This is a genomic window from Corynebacterium sp. HMSC065D07 (genome assembly GCF_001810695.1).
GTDB classification, from domain to species: Bacteria; Actinomycetota; Actinomycetes; order Mycobacteriales; family Mycobacteriaceae; genus Corynebacterium; species Corynebacterium hesseae.
This window is the reverse complement of record NZ_KV802476.1, coordinates 97,777-115,323: the sequence shown is the minus strand read 5'-3', so window position 1 is coordinate 115,323 and position 17,547 is coordinate 97,777. Positions and strand designations below refer to the sequence as shown.

At 58.3% G+C, this 17,547-nt stretch carries 13 protein-coding genes and 1 CRISPR repeat array; of the genes, 4 read left to right on the top strand and 9 right to left on the bottom strand.

Going from position 1 to position 17,547, the window contains the following annotated elements; all coding sequences use genetic code 11:
• Positions 1-4: 4 nt before the first annotated feature.
• Positions 5-2,472: a CRISPR direct-repeat array (repeat unit 28 nt; unit sequence GGCTCATCCCCGCTCACGCGGGGAGCAC).
• Between the two features lie 91 nt (positions 2,473-2,563).
• From cas2e to HMPREF2760_RS12060, 8 genes are all read right to left on the bottom strand, one after another.
• Positions 2,564-2,920 carry a type I-E CRISPR-associated endoribonuclease Cas2e gene (cas2e, locus tag HMPREF2760_RS12665; RefSeq protein ID WP_070683833.1) on the bottom strand — a complete coding sequence of 119 codons (357 nt, stop codon included), beginning with the start codon at positions 2,918-2,920 and terminating at the stop codon, positions 2,564-2,566.
• A complete protein-coding gene (cas1e, locus tag HMPREF2760_RS12090; RefSeq protein ID WP_070597553.1) occupies positions 2,917-3,855 on the bottom strand; it encodes a type I-E CRISPR-associated endonuclease Cas1e in 939 nt (312 codons plus the stop codon). The genes cas2e and cas1e overlap by 4 nt, the downstream gene beginning before the upstream one ends.
• Complete coding sequence (gene cas6e / locus HMPREF2760_RS12085) at positions 3,855-4,547, bottom strand: type I-E CRISPR-associated protein Cas6/Cse3/CasE (protein ID WP_070597552.1); 693 nt, start codon at positions 4,545-4,547, stop codon at positions 3,855-3,857. The genes cas1e and cas6e overlap by 1 nt, the downstream gene beginning before the upstream one ends.
• Positions 4,544-5,260, bottom strand: coding sequence for a type I-E CRISPR-associated protein Cas5/CasD (gene cas5e / locus HMPREF2760_RS12080; RefSeq protein WP_070565817.1), 717 nt, complete (start codon positions 5,258-5,260; stop codon positions 4,544-4,546). Before cas5e ends, cas6e begins: the two co-directional genes overlap by 4 nt.
• Before the next feature lie 16 nt (positions 5,261-5,276).
• A complete protein-coding gene (cas7e, locus tag HMPREF2760_RS12075; RefSeq protein ID WP_070562520.1) occupies positions 5,277-6,431 on the bottom strand; it encodes a type I-E CRISPR-associated protein Cas7/Cse4/CasC in 1,155 nt (384 codons plus the stop codon).
• Positions 6,432-6,464: 33 nt separating this feature from the next.
• Positions 6,465-7,133 (bottom strand): type I-E CRISPR-associated protein Cse2/CasB, encoded by a 669-nt coding sequence (gene casB, locus HMPREF2760_RS12070; RefSeq protein ID WP_070565815.1) that lies wholly within the window; start codon positions 7,131-7,133, stop codon positions 6,465-6,467.
• Positions 7,126-8,871: a type I-E CRISPR-associated protein Cse1/CasA gene (gene casA / locus HMPREF2760_RS12065; RefSeq protein ID WP_070565813.1), complete on the bottom strand. Its 1,746-nt coding sequence runs from the start codon at positions 8,869-8,871 to the stop codon at positions 7,126-7,128. The genes casB and casA overlap by 8 nt, the downstream gene beginning before the upstream one ends.
• Before the next feature lie 100 nt (positions 8,872-8,971).
• Positions 8,972-11,782, bottom strand: a complete 2,811-nt coding sequence (locus HMPREF2760_RS12060) for a CRISPR-associated helicase/endonuclease Cas3 (protein ID WP_070565811.1) — start codon at positions 11,780-11,782, stop codon at positions 8,972-8,974.
• Between the two features lie 253 nt (positions 11,783-12,035).
• On the opposite strand from HMPREF2760_RS12060, the gene HMPREF2760_RS13135 reads away from it, so the two are divergent.
• Together HMPREF2760_RS13135 and HMPREF2760_RS12050 are read left to right on the top strand one after the other, a co-directional pair.
• Positions 12,036-12,530, top strand: coding sequence for a GIY-YIG nuclease family protein (locus HMPREF2760_RS13135; protein WP_246816504.1), 495 nt, complete (start codon positions 12,036-12,038; stop codon positions 12,528-12,530).
• Positions 12,531-12,715: 185 nt separating this feature from the next.
• Positions 12,716-13,051 carry a hypothetical protein gene (locus tag HMPREF2760_RS12050; protein ID WP_246817364.1) on the top strand — a complete coding sequence of 112 codons (336 nt, stop codon included), beginning with the start codon at positions 12,716-12,718 and terminating at the stop codon, positions 13,049-13,051.
• Here the strand turns inward: HMPREF2760_RS12050 and HMPREF2760_RS12045 are convergent.
• Positions 13,048-14,682 (bottom strand): multicopper oxidase family protein, encoded by a 1,635-nt coding sequence (locus tag HMPREF2760_RS12045; protein WP_070565809.1) that lies wholly within the window; start codon positions 14,680-14,682, stop codon positions 13,048-13,050. The two genes, HMPREF2760_RS12050 and HMPREF2760_RS12045, sit on opposite strands and share 4 nt — an antisense overlap.
• 70 nt (positions 14,683-14,752) lie before the next feature.
• Here HMPREF2760_RS12045 and HMPREF2760_RS12040 point away from each other — a divergent pair, with 70 nt between their 5' ends.
• Positions 14,753-16,012 (top strand): MFS transporter, encoded by a 1,260-nt coding sequence (locus HMPREF2760_RS12040; protein ID WP_070565807.1) that lies wholly within the window; start codon positions 14,753-14,755, stop codon positions 16,010-16,012.
• 64 nt (positions 16,013-16,076) lie between these two features.
• Positions 16,077-17,528 carry a bifunctional UDP-N-acetylglucosamine diphosphorylase/glucosamine-1-phosphate N-acetyltransferase GlmU gene (gene glmU / locus HMPREF2760_RS12035; protein WP_070565805.1) on the top strand — a complete coding sequence of 484 codons (1,452 nt, stop codon included), beginning with the start codon at positions 16,077-16,079 and terminating at the stop codon, positions 17,526-17,528.
• Positions 17,529-17,547 lie beyond the last annotated feature (19 nt).

Here is a 17,547-nt window from a genome sequence, read left to right as displayed (position 1 = left end):
GTGGGGCTCATCCCCGCTCACGCGGGGAGCACGTATCGGGTGAGTTTGTCGCGGAGGATGATGGCGGCTCATCCCCGCTCACGCGGGGAGCACGCTGTCGTCTGTCTTTGGGGCGGGTGGTAGGACGGCTCATCCCCGCTCACGCGGGGAGCACGACCTGGGCGATATTCAGAACATGACCGCGCAGGGCTCATCCCCGCTCACGCGGGGAGCACCGCGTGTACGACTACGACGCACCGGGTCAGCCCGGCTCATCCCCGCTCACGCGGGGAGCACTCCGGCAGGGTGACTTCTCCCGAGATGCGGATGGGCTCATCCCCGCTCACGCGGGGAGCACGAAGACGTCCCACATAGGTTCCGGCTGAATCGGGGCTCATCCCCGCTCACGCGGGGAGCACCTGCGCTTTGGCCTGCAGGTTGTTGCTGATTGGGGCTCATCCCCGCTCACGCGGGGAGCACGCCAAAGCCACCGCGGCAAAAATCAACGACGTCGGCTCATCCCCGCTCACGCGGGGAGCACCAGTTTGATTTGAGCGCTGGGGAGGCTGAGGCGGGCTCATCCCCGCTCACGCGGGGAGCACCGGATATTAGTGATCTGCCAGAAGTTAGCTACCGGCTCATCCCCGCTCACGCGGGGAGCACCCAGGCGATAAGCTCTTCCCTCATCCGTATGACGGCTCATCCCCACTCACGCGGGGAGCACTCGATCGTTAGCCACATACTGCCCGGTTCGCCCGGCTCATCCCCGCTCACGCGGGGAGCACCATGTTTGCGCCGTCGCTAGTGAGGGTTGACCAGGCTCATCCCCGCTCACGCGGGGAGCACGACCCCGAATTCGTCGTTAAGTTTGCCCGTGCCGGCTCATCCCCGCTCACGCGGGGAGCACAGAGCGAGCATCTTTCAGCTCTGCGGTGATTGCGGCTCATCCCCGCTCACGCGGGGAGCACCAGGCCGCAGAAGCCGAGGCTACGGCCCCACCCGGCTCATCCCCGCTCACGCGGGGAGCACCCTTGAACTCCTTATGGATGCCGTTGAGCTTCCGGCTCATCCCCGCTCACGCGGGGAGCACAAACTATGGTGTTGCGCCGGGGTATCGCGGGACGGCTCATCCCCGCTCACGCGGGGAGCACGGTGCCGTTGTGGGGCTGCATTCCATGTGGGCGGGCTCATCCCCGCTCACGCGGGGAGCACTCCATCTGCATTTGCGACTGGCACATGAGCGCGGGCTCATCCCCGCTCACGCGGGGAGCACGCGACGCTCGAAGGTGAACTTTTCGCCAGCCGGGGCTCATCCCCGCTCACGCGGGGAGCACTCACGTTCGTCATAGAAGACAGTGAGGTCTCCGGGCTCATCCCCGCTCACGCGGGGAGCACATAAAAACGCATTCGAGGGTAATCCGGTGGATGGGCTCATCCCCGCTCACGCGGGGAGCACTAAATGACTACTACACATTGCTGCCCTGAGTGCGGCTCATCCCCGCTCACGCGGGGAGCACTGCCATTCAAAATGCTGGATGCGCCCGGTGACGGGCTCATCCCCGCTCACGCGGGGAGCACCCCAGACGAGCTAGAAAACGACTTTTGAAAGTCGGCTCATCCCCGCTCACGCGGGGAGCACTCTTTACTAGTCTTATGGTTCTCGTTCTTATGGGGCTCATCCCCGCTCACGCGGGGAGCACGGAGGTCTTCGATACCACCATCGGGTTGATTGGGGCTCATCCCCGCTCACGCGGGGAGCACACCTACATTCCGAATGCTCGCCCGGTGGTTGGGGGCTCATCCCCGCTCACGCGGGGAGCACGAGTCGGGACTCGACGTCGCGCCCCCTATCAGCGGCTCATCCCCGCTCACGCGGGGAGCACGCACTCAGCGATGCGTGTGGGGCTGTAGCCATCGGCTCATCCCCGCTCACGCGGGGAGCACCCCCAACGTCACTCAGCTTGTACTGGCCGAGCGGGCTCATCCCCGCTCACGCGGGGAGCACTACACCCCGGGGCGCGCAGGCCAAAAAATCCAGGGCTCATCCCCGCTCACGCGGGGAGCACGGTAGGCAGTAGGGCTTGGTGTGCCCCTGGCTGGGCTCATCCCCGCTCACGCGGGGAGCACACGTCCTTGCCCCCGGGTTCCCAGGTGTTGAGGGGCTCATCCCCGCTCACGCGGGGAGCACCGGCGGCGGCTGATGCTGCTACGTCTCAGGAGCGGCTCATCCCCGCTCACGCGGGGAGCACACGGTCACCGGCCTTAACCAGAATGCCGTCATGGGCTCATCCCCGCTCACGCGGGGAGCACAGTATCGCGGAGCACGCCACCGCAACCCTGTACGGCTCATCCCCGCTCACGCGGGGAGCACCTTGGACTTCCAAGTTTGGATGCTGGCCTGGTAGGCTCATCCCCGCTCACGCGGGGAGCACGTAAAATTCTACTCGCGGCCTGCGCCGCCCCACGGCTCATCCCCGCTCACGCGGGGAGCACACTTGCTGAGCAGCGTATAAAGGAGCCGAACCCTCAGTTTACATACGGCTTCTTCTCGGAAGAGACACAGAACCTGTCTAGAGTTCCTCAGCTATTTTCGTTTCTGTTTCTGGTATGCCGAACGAATCCGTCGGGCTTGTGACCAACCAGTCCTGTTTTGAACTTTCTTGCTTCCAGGAGCAGGACGAACCATGAGCGTGACACCATCAAAGTCTTGTGGTTGCCAATGATGCCGGTGAGTCCGGAATTCTAAACCCTGTTCGTTTGCTGCCGAATAGACCAGTAATGCTCTACCGTCCTTACACAGTTCAACGGTTCGCTCCCACAACAAGTCACGAATTCGTGCGGAAGGGCGGCCGACAAAGACACCCGGCGTTAGTTCAATCAGCCATTTTGATAAGTCACCCCGAAGCCCAGCGGGGCATGCAGTTACGACAAGAACGATCACGAAAGTGTCTCCTCTTCGGCCCAATTCACTCCTGAAGCAATGACTTCGAGTTCACTCCACAGCATGAGTTCGACATCACTAACAAGCTCATCATCAGGGATATCGAACAGCGACTTAAGGTCTTTGACCATGCGCGGCATGAGTCTATGTGAAACAACGTAGTCACGAATGTGACGGCGAACTTCTACGGTTGGCTTTCCTTTGGCAGCCGCGACAGTATCAAAAGCAGCGGGAATTGAAATCTCTGCCTTGTACAAATCAGCTATGTCATAAACAAAGGCGCGGTCAGTTCCCGTGTGAACAACGCCTAAAGCGGGAACGAATCCTAAAGCAGTGATGACAGCGTGAGCTACTCCGTAAAGTGCTGCACTTGCAGCAGTCAGTGCCTGATTAATCGAGTCAGAGGATTCAAAATCATTTGGATCATAGGAGCGCCGATTCCAATAGACTCCGGTTCGTTTCGATTCCGCTTCATAGACCTTCTTCATCCTCGCGCCTTCTCGGCCGCGTAGTTGTGCCATGGTCAAACCCGACACATCCTCACCTGGAAAGCGCATGGCATACATGCGGCGTGCACAATTCAATCTCTTGCGTTGGTGAGTGACTACCTCCGCTTGGATTTCTGCCATGCGGCTTGATTTTGCTGGCGGACGGCCGTGTGCGTAGTACCGCACACCGCGCTCTCCTACCCAGACGGTGCTTACGCCGGCGTCGCCAAGCAGGGCCATCGCAGCATAGGTAATCTTTGTCCCCGGCCCCAATAGAAGAGCTGCGATTTGGGTAGCTGGAAGATGAGCAATGCCCCGTTGGTCCATTATCGTGAGCGAATTGCCATCACGATTCACTACACAGCGTTCGGCGTAAAGAAAACTGATCCGGTCCCCTACGCGCGCCAAAGCCTGGCGTGCGATAGGGACCTCATGTGGCGTAGCCATTAAGAAACTGCCGCCAACGTCATCAGACCACAACCATAACCACGAGCACGCCCTATACCGTGAGTAAGAGTGGAGCGGAGGAGCGCAGAATCTGTGACCTCCAGGGTGCCACGATAGCGGGCCGTTACAATGCGGATGTGGCGTCGGTTCCCACCTTTGCGGAAATCAAGGGTCCGCCTCTCCACGATGGCTGTTTCATCTTCTCCCGACCAACGTGCTCGTTCTTCCGCAGGCACCGTGTCATTGGCACGCGGAGCCAACGCAAAACCAGCCTTTTCCGCCCGAGAATAGAGCCACTCAAGCTGATGCTCCACTGAAACGTGGGCTTTAACTTTGCCACGTTTTCCGTTGTTGGACTGAGAATAGGTTGGGTTTGCAAGCAGCTCAAACCTCCAGTGCTGCCCCTTCTGCAAGGACCCCAGAAGGCGAGTGTAATCAAGGGACTGGGCGGGCCGTGTGTCATAGCCAGCCTGCTCTACGATTCCAGACGCCGTCGGTTTCTCGGGGCCAACAATGTAAAGAGCGTTTTCGTGACTATTTCGATCAATCCGCCATAACAACCGTGCTTCATCGGTATCGATGTCCGGCGGAAAAGCTGCACTAACTGCCGCATGCATGGCATGTGGATTCGTAAGGAGCTTCCGCCCTTGACGCAACTGAGGGTTGATCAGGATCTTAGTTAGCGTGGTCACGCGTTCATCACCGCTTCCATAAATGGGTCCGGCCGCAGCTGCGATGCGTCCAAGGGATTATCAACCATGGCGCGCTCACGTTGAACAACCGTGCGCCAGGAGTACTTTCGGTGCCTCGGATCGAACGACACGGGCACGTCTTGCAACGACTCCCCGAGTTCACCTGGCTTTGCATCGCGATAAATCGGCAGGGCTACCTTCTCTCCACAGGTCTTCATGTACTCCTTTGTGGCATGCCACGTAGAGTGCGCTTGAAGCGACTCAACCGCGGGTTTGCCGTCGATTCCCTGCACCAAATTTGGCGGTGCCGGACATGAACGTCGTCCCAAGAAAATGGGGAATGCAGGTTTGTTCAGCGCCTCAGCCAAACCTTCAAGCAAACCGCGGTCCTCTGCCTCGATGGCGGCAACAAAGGCAGCATCAGAGAGGAAATAGCGCGTAATCAATTTTGCGGATGCATTTGGATTCCGCTGCCAATTCTGTGCGGTCTGGTAATCACGCAGCAGACTACCGGACTGGTCAACCCGCACAGCGAAAGTAAGACGGGCGAGGTCCTCAATGTCGTCGGTCCGCCGGCGACCTTCCGCAGCGGCAAGCATACCGAGCACTCCGGATTTCGATGGTATCTGCGAGGTTGTTCGCGTCGCATAGCGCGAATCATTGCCCCAAGACTGCAAGGGGGCCTTGAGCAACAGTAATAAGCTCGATGTCATGAGGTGACTCCCTTCACTAGGATTGGGAGGAATTCAACGCTGCGGCAAGACGGTCCGCTAGTTCGGGCAAAGTTACGGTCTCAGCGATGTCAGCGAACGGTGCTCGCGCTACGCTTACACCAACCGCGAATGCAGCCAATGGCTTCAGACCGTAGTTCTCCTCAAACTCCCTTTCTTCCTTTGCCAGAGCTTCGGCACCTGCTAAGCGCAAGTTCTTGTCGTCGGTGGCTTGGACAGGTTCTTCAAACGCCGTCACAAGGCTGACCGGACGGGTATCGCGCACTGTGACATAGACCAGCTCAGGCAGCGTGTGGTTGGCAAAAGAATTGATCTTGCCGGTGGGCATGGATTTGATGAACGCGTCGACAAACTGAACCGCAGCCTGCTTTGCGTTCTCTTCGGAGTCGAGATTCTTTGTAAGGCCAGCTACGTTCACAGTGGCGAACCGGTACAGGGTAGAAGACATCATTTGTACCGTGCCGATCATCCCAGCACCCGTCTCTTCACCATCTTCTGCGAGATCATCGACCGCAGTGAAATAGTCGAATTCTGGAGCGCTGCTGTGGATACCCAATGCATGAGCAACCTGCACTGCGGCATCAACATTGAAGGCAGCGTCATCAGCAATCATGCGACCAAACATCGCCATATCGACAGAATGCTGCGTATCGAGGATCTCTTTAGCCTCAGCCTTTTTGATCTTCTCTCCGTCAGCATCGACGATCGCTCGGACTGCGCGATCAATCTGCTGCGGGCTCAAGAAGATGAGGTACTTAGTTCGCGGATAGCTAGCTTCCTTAATGAGCTCCTCTTTGTCCTCGGCGTCGGACTTTTCTAGTTCCTTGATCCGCTTGCTATCGACTTCGGTCGAAATACCTGCGGCCTTGAAAAGATCAGAAACCTGTTTGATAGCGCGCTTAGAATCCCAGCCATCGTGGTTCTCAACGAGTTTCGCGATCTTCTCTGGCAGGCGCTTTGAGCGGTCCCCCACGAACTCAGGATCGACGTTCTTTTCAAAGTAGTTTCGAATTGCGCGCTTCCAGGATTGTGAGGACACGCGCTGGCGCGGGACCCCACCAAAAATTGCGGACTTGGGAGCACCCGTATCGTCTCGGTTGATCAGAGACGGCGGCAGGGTTTGTAGTGCGTGGATATCAATAACAAGGGACATGGTGAACTTTTCCTTTCAGTTCAAGATTGTTGTTTAGGATTCAGTAGCTTTCGTGCTCTTGACAAAAGCACCAGCGGCAAAGTCACGCCCCCATCTCAAAAGAACCCCTTGGCGGCGATTCTGATCAGCTTGGGTGGAGGTCCGAGCGCTGAGAATTCTGAGGTCTTGTGCAAATTGCCCATAGTCAAAGCCAATCTTTGCGCCGCGAAGCAGCGTGATGAGCGAGCGGATATGGATCAATCGAGATGCTTCATCGCGTGAAACGAGCATGGCATCGAAGCGGGGCTTTGTGGACTGCGATTCGCTCTGTGCAAAGAAGCGGCCACATGCATGGGCAAAGCTTTGACCTTCAACGTGGGCGTCAGTCGTCGCACTTTGCATGTGAATGCCAAACATGACGAGGGCATGAAATGCTGCAGACTCCGACGCTGAAGGAGCGTTTCCTCTGCCGAGTTCCTTCTCGCTAAGAGGCGGATGAAGGCTCAGCAGGACTTCCTCTAGAGCTAGAGGTTGGTCGTTGAGGGGCACGGAAGCATACTTGCGAAGTCTCGCAAGCGTTGCGCGTGCCTGTGCGCTTTGCGAATGGTTTGGCGAGCGCAAGATAGCAAACTGAAGGTCGTTCGCAGTCCGAGCAACTGCTTGGCGCAAGGTTGGCCCTGTCGACGTGCTCGGGTAATCAGTGCTAGTTGAAGTGTTAGTCATCGGAGTCATCCTCGTGTGAGTTTCCAAAGGCACCTGTGTCTGGGATGGTGAGAGAAGCCGTCAACGGTAGGTCTTTATCGAGCCTTCGATGCAGTTGTCGGTAGAGCGAGCCGGCTGAAACTATTCGTCCCTTACCGCTGTCTCCGGCGTCGACTTCTCTGCCCACGATGGCCTTTGTTCCTGCCCCACGAAGAAGTTCGCGGGCATCACGAAGAACCTGTTCGCGGACCTGCTTTTGCCAATCAATCTGCCTTTTCTCAGCGTTGTCAGAGCTCAACCCTGCCATCCATGCCAGGAAGAGCGGTTCAAGACGAGCATAGAAACGGTCAGCAGTACTGCTTCCGAATTCATAGTCACTGCCAGCGGCGACGAGCAACTGACCGGCAAACCAGCCGAGGCTGATTGCAGCTTTGCCAGTTTTCTCAGCGGAGGTACGTACGGCATTGCGCACCTTGCGTCCAGTTTCATCGGCACGCAGTACGACGAGTGGCAAACCTATCGTGGCGATAAACGTCGAGGCCACGGACGACTCCTGCGGGCCGTACTCCATCGACACCAATGCGAGATCGAGAAGGCTCTTGTCCAAGTACCCATCCGCTTCGAGAGCCGCCAGGTTGGAGAGGTTCCTCGGTCGCTTCGGAGCTTTGTTCTTTCCGTTATCGAATCCGGGGTCGTCCTCCAACGCGATCAATGCATCGAGTGCTCGCCACATTGTCCGCGTCGGGTCATAAGGGCGCGCATAGTAGGCGTCGGTGCCTTTCTTCGATTGATTCGGACTGTAGCGGTAAGGAGTCATGGGATCGCCCATGACATTCTTTCCTGCATCTGGAATACGGTCGCCGTTCGAGACCAATACTTGAACCGCGCGGTCGCCTTCAAAGAAGAGGCGAATACGCCGTGCCTGCCAGGTCGCAAGATCGACCGCACCGTGTGGGACGGCACCAATGTCATCGCTTGATCCCGGCCGCTGCGCTGCGGTGTCAGGTTCACGTTCCCAAACGGGAGTATCCGCGCTCACAGCTCCTCCCTCTTGGGAATCCAAGACCGCTGACGGCGGGGTATTGAGAATCAGAGTCTCAAGAATCCCACCTTCGCCTAGGACAATCGTGCCGCCAGTGCGTCCGGTCCAACCAGTTCCGATGGGGTAGCCTCGTCCGCCTTTAACGCGGGGATCTCCTTCCGCACCCGACTTGATTCCCGAGTAATCGAATGCCTGCGCATGGATCAGCCATCTAGCGGCCTCATCGAGAGCGAGAGATTCTCGTCCTTCCGCTGTACGCATGGTGAAGAAGTCATCAGCAGCTTCCGGAACAATGAAGGCTACAGGTTTTGTGGCTCCTGACTTCGTATGCAAGTCCGCGACTTGCATGAAGGGAGCAATCGGTGAAAGAAGATCGAACCGATCTTCAAGGCCATCAAGGTAGTCAAGGACCGCGTCATCACGCTTCTCGTTTACAAGCTGATCACGCAGATCATCGAACCATTCCGGCCAATCAAAGTCTTCCCAATTATTGCCCGCGTAACTCTCCACAAGATCTAGAGCATGCGCCCGCCAAAAAATGGCCAGCAGCACACGAAGCACCGCGTAGTCCTGAGTTGGTGAGTCACCAACGACTTTGTAAGCGTCACCGCGGCCAGAAAAGATATCGCGGATGCTCAGGGTTACAGGCTGGTTGGTACCATCCATGCACTTGATCCATGGCTCATCGAGAAGGTTAAACGTTGAGGTGTCAGTCATTCTTCTTTCGCCTCCTTTCTTTGTCTTGTTGTGGGTTGTTGATTCTCGTAGAGGAGCCTCTGAGAGGAGGTGCCCTCAGAGTACAAAGGGCGACGGACATTCACTCTCCTCCATCGCTAAGAATTTCGATACCCAGCTCGGAGGAATAAGTCACGGTAAACCGCCCAAGCTGTGCGGTGTCAGAATCGTCGAGCAGCAATGCCAGTTGTCCCCTTAGAAGGAAATGCGAACGCCATTGTGCCGGCGTAGCTTCTTCCAAAGTGCTGACGACCGCCTCAAAATCAGATTCCCACCTCGTCAAACGAGTCGGTAGACGGACCGTGCTCGAAGCCAAATGGAACGCAACGTTGTAGGACAGCTCGGTGCCATCAAGTACTTCTTCCTCAAAGCCCCACGGCTGATAGCCGTATTCAGTGCTCCTAATTGGAATGACTTCCACCGAAGGTTCAGCATCTCGGACTTGAGTAGCTCCGCGTTCATCTCCCGATGCTGCGTCATCGCTAATGAGTTGTTGGAAAAGATCGTGGTATTTGACGCGGGGCCACGGGCGCGGCAGCTGATGCGTCGATGATCGGGTATGAGCTCTATCTTCGGTCGAATCGCTGTCATTTTTTGCGTTCTCCCACGCCTCTTCCCACTCCTCCGGCGGCATAAAGTTCTTGTCATATGCTGCTTGGACAAGTCCTTCAATATCGTCGGGGCGTCGAAAGAGTTCTGGAAGCATCGCATACGTCGATAGGAGCAGGGTTTGGCCGTAGATAAACTCCGCTCCCGAATCAAACTCAGGGACGGGTTCGTGCTTAAGGAGTCCTCGAATCATCACCCGTGGCTGTTGTAGCTTCTCCGGTCGATCAGTGGCTGGACGCGCATGGCGATGCAAACGTCCGATGCGCTGGATAATGAGATCCATCGGTGCGATATCCGTGACAAGAACATCAGCATCAATATCGAGGCTTTGCTCCGCCACTTGGGTTGCGATCACAATCTTGCGCTGCGGACGCCCACTTCCCCGGTGAGAATCAGGTCCGAGTTCCTCGCGAAGGCCATCTTCCTTCGCTACGCGCTCCCACGCAACGAAGCCTGCATGGTGTAGCTGTACTTCGTCGCCGTAAACGCCTTCTAAAACGCGATATGCCTCTTGTGCGCGGGCAATCGTGTTGCAGATGATGAGTGCGCAGCCGCCTTCATTGAGGTAATAATCCGCGAAGCTTACGAGCTTCTCCGCGTCATCGTCTAGGTACTCAATGCGTGCTTCTAAGTTCGTTGGCGTTGGCGGCACCGAATGAAACTCCACGGAATCCCTAGTTGCAAGCGTAAGCAGTGGATACCCAGTAGGTTCTTCATCAGGCCAGGGTGCGCTGGAGTATGCCTGTACCAGTGAACGTCGCTTATCTGGCGGAAGCGTCGCTGACATGAGAATGACGCTGGCACCGTAATAACCAAGCCACTCAATGGTTCTTTGGAGGTAGTCACTGGTGTAGACGTCGAAAGAATGCACCTCGTCAAAGATGATGACCTTCCCCGCCAGACCCACGTGCCGCAGCATGTGGAAGCGCTGCTGAAGCGCCATCATCAAGACTTGGTCCACAGTGCCGACCACAAAATTGGACAACAGCCCCAGACGGCGTCCAGACATCCATTGTGACGCAATAACTCCGCCGCCTTCGCCGGAGTCCTTGCCAATTTGCGAGAATTTCAGCTGCCGGTACGGCTCCGAAAGATCGTTCTTGGAGTGCGCAAGGTACATGCTCCTCACCGAGTCAACGCTATTGTTCGAGGCCCATTCAATAGTGCGCTCCAACAACCCATTAGCCGTTGCCATGGTCGGTGCCGCGAAGAAAACTCCTTGCGCTGCACTGTTAGCCCCCAGGATTTCTGCAGCAGCAAGGGCTGCTTCAGTCTTTCCAACTCCAGTTTCGGCCTCAATGACAACAAGTGCTGGCCCTTCCAGCTGTTGCGCTGCCTCGACGACTGCACGCTGCACCGGCCGGGCACAATACTCCCCCGGCCAGTCAAACGAGCGCCGAAAGTGAGCGTCAATATCCCGCCAGTCCCCTCTTTCAGGTTCCCAAGGCGTCGTTACGTCGATAGTTGCGGCAGCTGCCTCGACCCGCTCAAGCTGCGTTCCGCTCACGTGCAGTGTGAACGCGTTCTCATTAGAAGCCATCCAGTCCGCCATCACCACGAGCCCAGTGAGAATTTCCGCCACGCCTTGATGCAGCTTGTTGCCACGACAAACCTTCTCAATCACTGAGTCAGCACCACAGGGATCCGTCATAGCGTCGAGCAGTTCTTTGTGCACGCGCTTCCATGGATCGGGGTAATCCTCAATAAGTTCGCGCACCTGCCTCGAGGGTTTATTCGCGATGCCGTGGTGTGCGTTAACAACCGCCGCCAATGCGTTAGCTTTTGGGAGACGAACACCTCGTGCACATAACCACTGAGATAGAATCTCTCCTGACGCAACGCCATGCGGAAGCTTGTCAAAGTTGGCCTCATCAACACTGAGTTCAATATCTAAACCCGCATCTGAGACGGCATGCACGAGATACGCTTTATCACTTTCCAGGAGTAGGCGCTGGAACGTGCGTATTGCTTTTCCCACATCATGGACTCCCGCAAGCCACACATATAGCGCCTCAACCCCAGACTCATCGACCCCCAGCCCTTCTGAAAGATAGCGCTTCACAGAAGCAGCCAACCAGGAGTTATACAAGAAAGAGGCAGCGCATGCCGAATCCACCATATGCTGCGGCAGCGTCAAGAAATCTGTGCCATCACCTGATTTAGCCCACAAACTTTGAGCTTGCGGACTACGCTCGCGCGCCCAGCCATCAGCCCTAAGACAAAAATCACGTGTCCGGTCCGGAATTAAACTTGAGTTCGGTCCCTGTCCAGCAGTCTTTTCCATGATCATCCTTCATAAGAAGTGGTTTAAAACTTGCATAGCATTGTTAGCATTAGCAAGTTCATTGTTTTCTGAAAATTGTTCTTTAACAATCGCAATGTAGGCTTCATGATGGGCCATTTAACTTCCCTGCGCTGCTGGGATGAGCCCTTGCTGATGCTTAACACCATCACTTCCCCGCGTCAGCGGGGCTTTCTTTTATCTGAAACACCCAATCTGCGGACGCTGGGCCCCAGGCATCGTCTACGTTGTCATCATGGCTTCTCCCCTCGACTTCAAGCGCTTGGAACTTGACTCAAACACACCCATCGGCCCCATCTTCCCCGCCAATGAGCGGTGTGGAATCTATGTCATCGAGTTCGACGATGGCACGAAGTACGTGGGCCAATCCATCGACGTCGTCAAGCGGTTCAGAGATCACACTCATGGTTCCAACCACCATGAATCCTGGGGCGATGTCGTAGCACTATCATTTGCGCCCGCACCGCCTTTGGAGCTGGACATCCTTGAAAAACAAATGATCCAGTACCAACTCGATGCCGGCGTCTTACTCCGCAATCGCAGCGGTGTATTAGCTTCCGAAGGCCCCAGCCCACTCGATTTAGTCATAACCGTCACCGATCAAAACATTGGATCCTTGGGGATTGGGAACCATCACAGTTTGATCGCGCAGCTTTTGTCCGTGGCGCTGAAGCATCGGGGCCAACAAAGCTGGAAAAGAACGCACCCCCAGAAGTTTCTCAAGCCGTAATCAAAGACATCGTCTTCGCCCTCGAGCACATCATCCCTGTTGCGCCAGAAACAGAGAAAACGTACTGGACGTTGTCGGACTATCCTTCAACCGCTGGTGGCCGATATGCAACCCTCAATACCGGGATACTTGAGTTTCTTGTCTTCCCGCGTAGCAGTGTCATCACTGATCCAACTAACTTAGACTTGGGTTTTCTTGACGGCTACACCCTCGGCACCGGATTCTTTAGCCTTCTTCCACGCGAGGGCGGCGATTGGAAAGCAGAATCCGATACCGTTTGGTTTAGCAAATCCCCTTACCACTTCGTCTCTTCCCATGATTACAACGTCACGCCAACTGAGGCTTATTACTACCCCATCGGCCAACTAGAGGAAACCTTCAACGCTCTAAATCCTGAAGTCATCTCTGACGCACGTAAATTCGCAGTCACCTTGATGCGCAACCGCCCATCCAACCTCTTCCGCCGCTGGCACAGCTCGGCGCTAGCGGGCCGTGCCTACGAGAGCATCGTGAAGGGTTAGCCCTTCGCCTCCGGCGTCGCATAGGGGCTGCGGGAGGAATCCACCACCTGGCCGCTGTGCGCGGAGTGGGCGGTGGCGGTTTGGTCGAAGACTAAGGCGGCTGGTTTCACGCGCACGTCGGGCTTTTCACCCTTATTGACCATGACGTACTGCCCCATCATTCCTTCATCCTCATGCAGCAACATGTGGCAGTGGTACATGTACGGGATGGTCTTGTCCGGGAAGTGTCCAAACTCCACCAGCAGGCGCGCGGTGGCCTTCGGCGGAAGGTTCACAATGTCCTTCCACCCGGAGTTGAACACATTCATTTTCTCATCGCCGTCCCAGTCCAGGACCTTGAAGCGGGCATTGTGGATGTGGAAGTTGTGCGGCCAATCAGAGTTCTCATTGGTCACGGTCCAGATCTCCGGGGCGTCATGATCAATGACGGTATCCACCCGCGCCATGTCCATCTGCTCACCATTAATCATGAAGGTGTTGAGCACGAACTCGCGCTCCGTGAGTCCATCCGTCGACGGGGTCTTCGCCGCGGCCGGGTCAAGCGTTGCCGGCAGGGCCGGTGGCTCCGTCGCGGACTCCGCAGGCCCGGAGATGGTGAGAATGTCAAAGGAATCCTGGAAGCCGAAGTCAGCCGCATCCTTGTCCTTGGGCACCCCAAAGTTATCCTTGCGCGGCACCGAGCGCAGCTGTACTTCCTCGCCGGGCTCCAAATCCACGATGATTTCGGCACGCTCGCCCGGGCCGAAGAGGAGGGAGTCGACTTCCACGGGGGCGTCGAGAAGCCCTGTGTCCGTGGCAATGACGTGGAAGGGGCCGTTGCTCAGCTCCAGTGTGTAGAAGCGCATCGAGGCACCGTTGAGCAGACGCAGGCGGACCCGGCGCGTGATGGCGTCGAAGCGCGCGTTGGTAATGCCGTTGACCAGAGGCGTGGTCCCCAGAAGCCCCAGGGTGTTATCGCTTTTCTCATCGATCTGTCCGTCCTCGGTGAACTTCGCGTCCATGATGACCACCGGGATATCATCCACGCCGTAGTCCTGGGGCAGATCAAGATCTGAGGCCACGTCGTCATCAATCAGGAACATCCCCGCCAGCCCGCGGTAGGCATGCGTGGCCGTGGCCATGTGCGGGTGCGGGTGGTACCACAGCGTGGCGGCCGGCTGGGTGATCTCCCACTCGGGTTTCCAGGTCTTGCCCACCTCAATTGGCGAGTGCGGGCCGCCATCCGAGTAGGCAGGCAGCTTCATGCCATGCCAGTGCACCGTGGTCATCTCGATGAGGTTGTTCGTAATTTCCGCGCGGACCTTCTCCCCGCGCCGGGCGCGCAAGGTGGGCCCTAAGAAGGGACCGTTGAAACCCCACGTCCGCGTGCGCTCGTTGCCAGGGAGGACCTCCGAGTAACCGTCCTGCGCGGTCAGCTTGAAAACTCGCGTTCCGTCAATAACTTCGCCCTCGTCCACAGGCGGGATGGGCAGGGCGCGCGGCTCACCGTCGTAGCCCTGTGGCTCCGGCTGATTCTTCGAGGACGATGCAGAGCATGAGCTCAACCCCATTACGGCGGCACCGGCGATGGTGAGCACGGAGCCTTGGACGAAGACACGGCGGGACACTGTGGGACGAGCGGAGATAGACATGTTTTCCAGGATAGAGATCAGGCAAACCTTAGGGCCCGGATAAGGTCGAGCCGGGCTTAAGATCACAGTCATGGCTTCGCGTTCTGCATCTCCCCACGGCTCTTCACCGTCCCAGGAATCCGCCAATGCCCGCCGCTTCGTCTGGTCGAATGGCCTGCAGGGCGTGGGCGATCAATTGCTCTCCGGCAAGACGGTTCTACCCTGGCTGTTCAGTGCGACCGGGGTGCCGGGCTTCTTCACGGGCCTACTAGTCCCCTTGCGCGAGTCCGGCTCCATGCTCCCGCAAGCAGCGCTCACCCCATGGGTGGTGTCCCATCCCGCCCGCAAGCGCCTGTGGGTACTGGGCTCGGTGGGCCAGGGTGTGTGCGCGGCGATCATTGCAGCGGCTGCCGTGCTTGTTCGCGGCCCCCTCCTCGGCCTCATCGTCTGCCTCGCGCTTGCTGTTCTCGCCGTGCTCCGCGCGCTGTGTTCGCTCACCGGCAAGGACGTCCAGGGCCGCACCATCTCCAAGGGGCGCCGCGGCGTGGTGACCGGACGGGCCACGCAGCTCGGCGGGGCAGTCACCCTGATTACCGGTGGCATCCTCGCCATGCTGGGCGAGCTCCCGCGGTGGAGCCTGGCGGTACTGCTAGCTATCGGCGCGGCCACGTGGTTCCTAGCGGCAGCGGTCTTTCGCAGCATCGAGGAGCCAGTGCCGGAGGACTCCGGCCAGAAAGGTATGAACCGCAGCTGGTGGAAGGACACCTGGCAGCTGTATACCCAGGATGCCCGCTTCCGTGGCTTCGTCAACGTCCGCGCCCTGCTGCTGGTGTCTGCCCTGTCCACCTCCTTTATCGTGGTGCTTTCGCAGAGCATCGGCTCACAGGCTTTGAGCGGGCTCGGCGGCTTCGTCTTGGCCTCGGGATTGGCCAGTCTCGTCGGCGGCCGGGTTTCCGGTGTGTTGTCCGATAAGTCCTCCCGCCTCGTCATGTCCTGGGCTGCGGGTGCCGCGGCGATCATCTTGCTGGGCATCGTGGCCTGTGCCGCGTGGGCGCCGACAGCGGTGAGCATGTGGGCCCTTCCCCTCGGCTTCTTCCTGGTCAACCTGGCGCACGCCGCTATCCGCGTGGCGCGCAAGACTTATGTGGTGGACATGGCTGGTGAGGATAAGCGCACCCGCTACGTCGGGGCTGCAAACACCATGATGGGCGTCATCCTCCTCGTCGTCGGCGGTATCTCCGCCGTCATCGCGCTGGCGGGCCCTTCGGCGGCCATCCTGTTCTTGGCTTGCATCGGTCTGGTCGGCGCGTGGCGTGCCCGCGCACTCCCGGAGGTCTCACACGGGAAGTAGGCAGCACGCGTTATGATGAAACACAGTAAGTCCTGACCCCCAATCACAGGAGAAGCACACACTCGTGGCTGAAGTAACTGACTGCGCCGCCATCGTCCTTGCCGCAGGCGCAGGTACCCGCATGAAATCCTCAACCCAAAAGACGTTGCATGAGATTGGCGGGAGGTCACTTCTCGGCCACGCCCTCCACGCAGCCGCCGGCCTCAACCCGGAGCACCTCGTGGTCGTCGTGGGCCACCAGCGCGATCAGGTCTCCCCCGCTGTCGATGCCATCGCCGAGGAACTGGATTGCGCAGTATCCCAGGCCGTTCAGGAGGAGCAGAACGGTACCGGCCACGCCGTGCAGTGTGGCTTGAGCGCTCTGCCGGACTTTAACGGCACCGTCATCGTGACTAACGGTGACGTTCCACTTCTGCGCCCGGAAACTTTGAGCCAGCTGCAGGAGACCCATACCAGCGAGGGCAATGCCGTAACAGTTCTGTCCATGACGCTGGAGGATCCCACCGGTTATGGCCGCGTGCTGCGCGCCGAGGATGGATCCGTCACCGCCATCGTGGAGCAGAAGGACGCCTCTGAGGAACAGCGAAAGGTGCGCGAGGTCAACTCCGGCGTCTTTGCATTCGGCGGTGCCGTGCTTCGTGACGCTTTGACGAAGCTCAACTCCGATAACGCCCAGGGCGAGCTCTACATCACCGATGTGTTGGAGATTGCCCGCGAAGACGGCCACCGCGTTGGTGCGCACGTCGCCACCGATCCGGAGGAGCTCTCCGGCGTCAACGACCGCGTGCAGTTGGCTCAAGCCGGCCGCCTGCTCAACCGCCGCGTGGTTGAGGAAGCCATGCGCGGCGGCGCCACCATCGTTGACCCCGACACCACCTGGATCGGCGTCAACGTGACCATTGGCCAGGACGTCACCATTCACCCCAACACCCAGCTGTGGGGTGCCACGACCATCGCCGATGGCGCCGAAATCGGCCCCGACACCACGCTGACCAACATGCAGGTTGGTGAAGGCGCACACGTGGTGCGCACGCACGGCTTCGACTCCGTTATTGGCAGCAACGCGCAGATCGGCCCGTTTACCTACATCCGCCCCGGCGTCATCGTGGGTGAAGAAGGCAAGCTGGGCGGCTTCGTCGAGGCAAAGAAGGCACAGATCGGCCGCGGCACCAAGGTGCCTCACCTGACGTATATCGGTGACGCCACCGTGGGTGATTACTCCAACATTGGTGCTTCCTCCGTCTTCGTCAACTACGACGGCGTCAACAAGCACCACACCACCATCGGCAGCCACGTGCGCACCGGCTCGGACACCATGTTCATCGCCCCCGTCACCGTCGGTGATGGCGCTTACTCCGGTGCGGGTACAGTGATTAAGGACGACGTTCCTGCGGGAGCGCTCGCGGTCTCCGGCGGCAAGCAGCGCAACATCGAAGGTTGGGTGCAAAAGAAGCGTCCGGGCACGCCGGCAGCAGAAGCCGCCGGCAAGGCACAGGACGCCGAGGCTGACGAATAGACCACTAACTAACAACAAG

Bases quoted from the DNA above. Each gene is read 5' to 3' on its own strand.
- cas5e (WP_070565817.1), bottom strand. From the start codon at position 5,260: ATGACATCGAGCTTATTACTGTTGCTCAAGGCCCCCTTGCAGTCTTGG.
- HMPREF2760_RS12060 (WP_070565811.1), bottom strand. From the start codon at position 11,782: ATGGAAAAGACTGCTGGACAGGGACCGAACTCAAGTTTAATTCCGGAC.
- HMPREF2760_RS13135 (WP_246816504.1), top strand. From the start codon at position 12,036: ATGGCTTCTCCCCTCGACTTCAAGCGCTTGGAACTTGACTCAAACACA.
- cas1e (WP_070597553.1), bottom strand. From the start codon at position 3,855: ATGGCTACGCCACATGAGGTCCCTATCGCACGCCAGGCTTTGGCGCGC.
- casB (WP_070565815.1), bottom strand. From the start codon at position 7,133: ATGACTAACACTTCAACTAGCACTGATTACCCGAGCACGTCGACAGGG.
- HMPREF2760_RS12045 (WP_070565809.1), bottom strand. From the start codon at position 14,682: ATGTCTATCTCCGCTCGTCCCACAGTGTCCCGCCGTGTCTTCGTCCAA.
- cas7e (WP_070562520.1), bottom strand. From the start codon at position 6,431: ATGTCCCTTGTTATTGATATCCACGCACTACAAACCCTGCCGCCGTCT.
- casA (WP_070565813.1), bottom strand. From the start codon at position 8,871: ATGACTGACACCTCAACGTTTAACCTTCTCGATGAGCCATGGATCAAG.
- HMPREF2760_RS12040 (WP_070565807.1), top strand. From the start codon at position 14,753: ATGGCTTCGCGTTCTGCATCTCCCCACGGCTCTTCACCGTCCCAGGAA.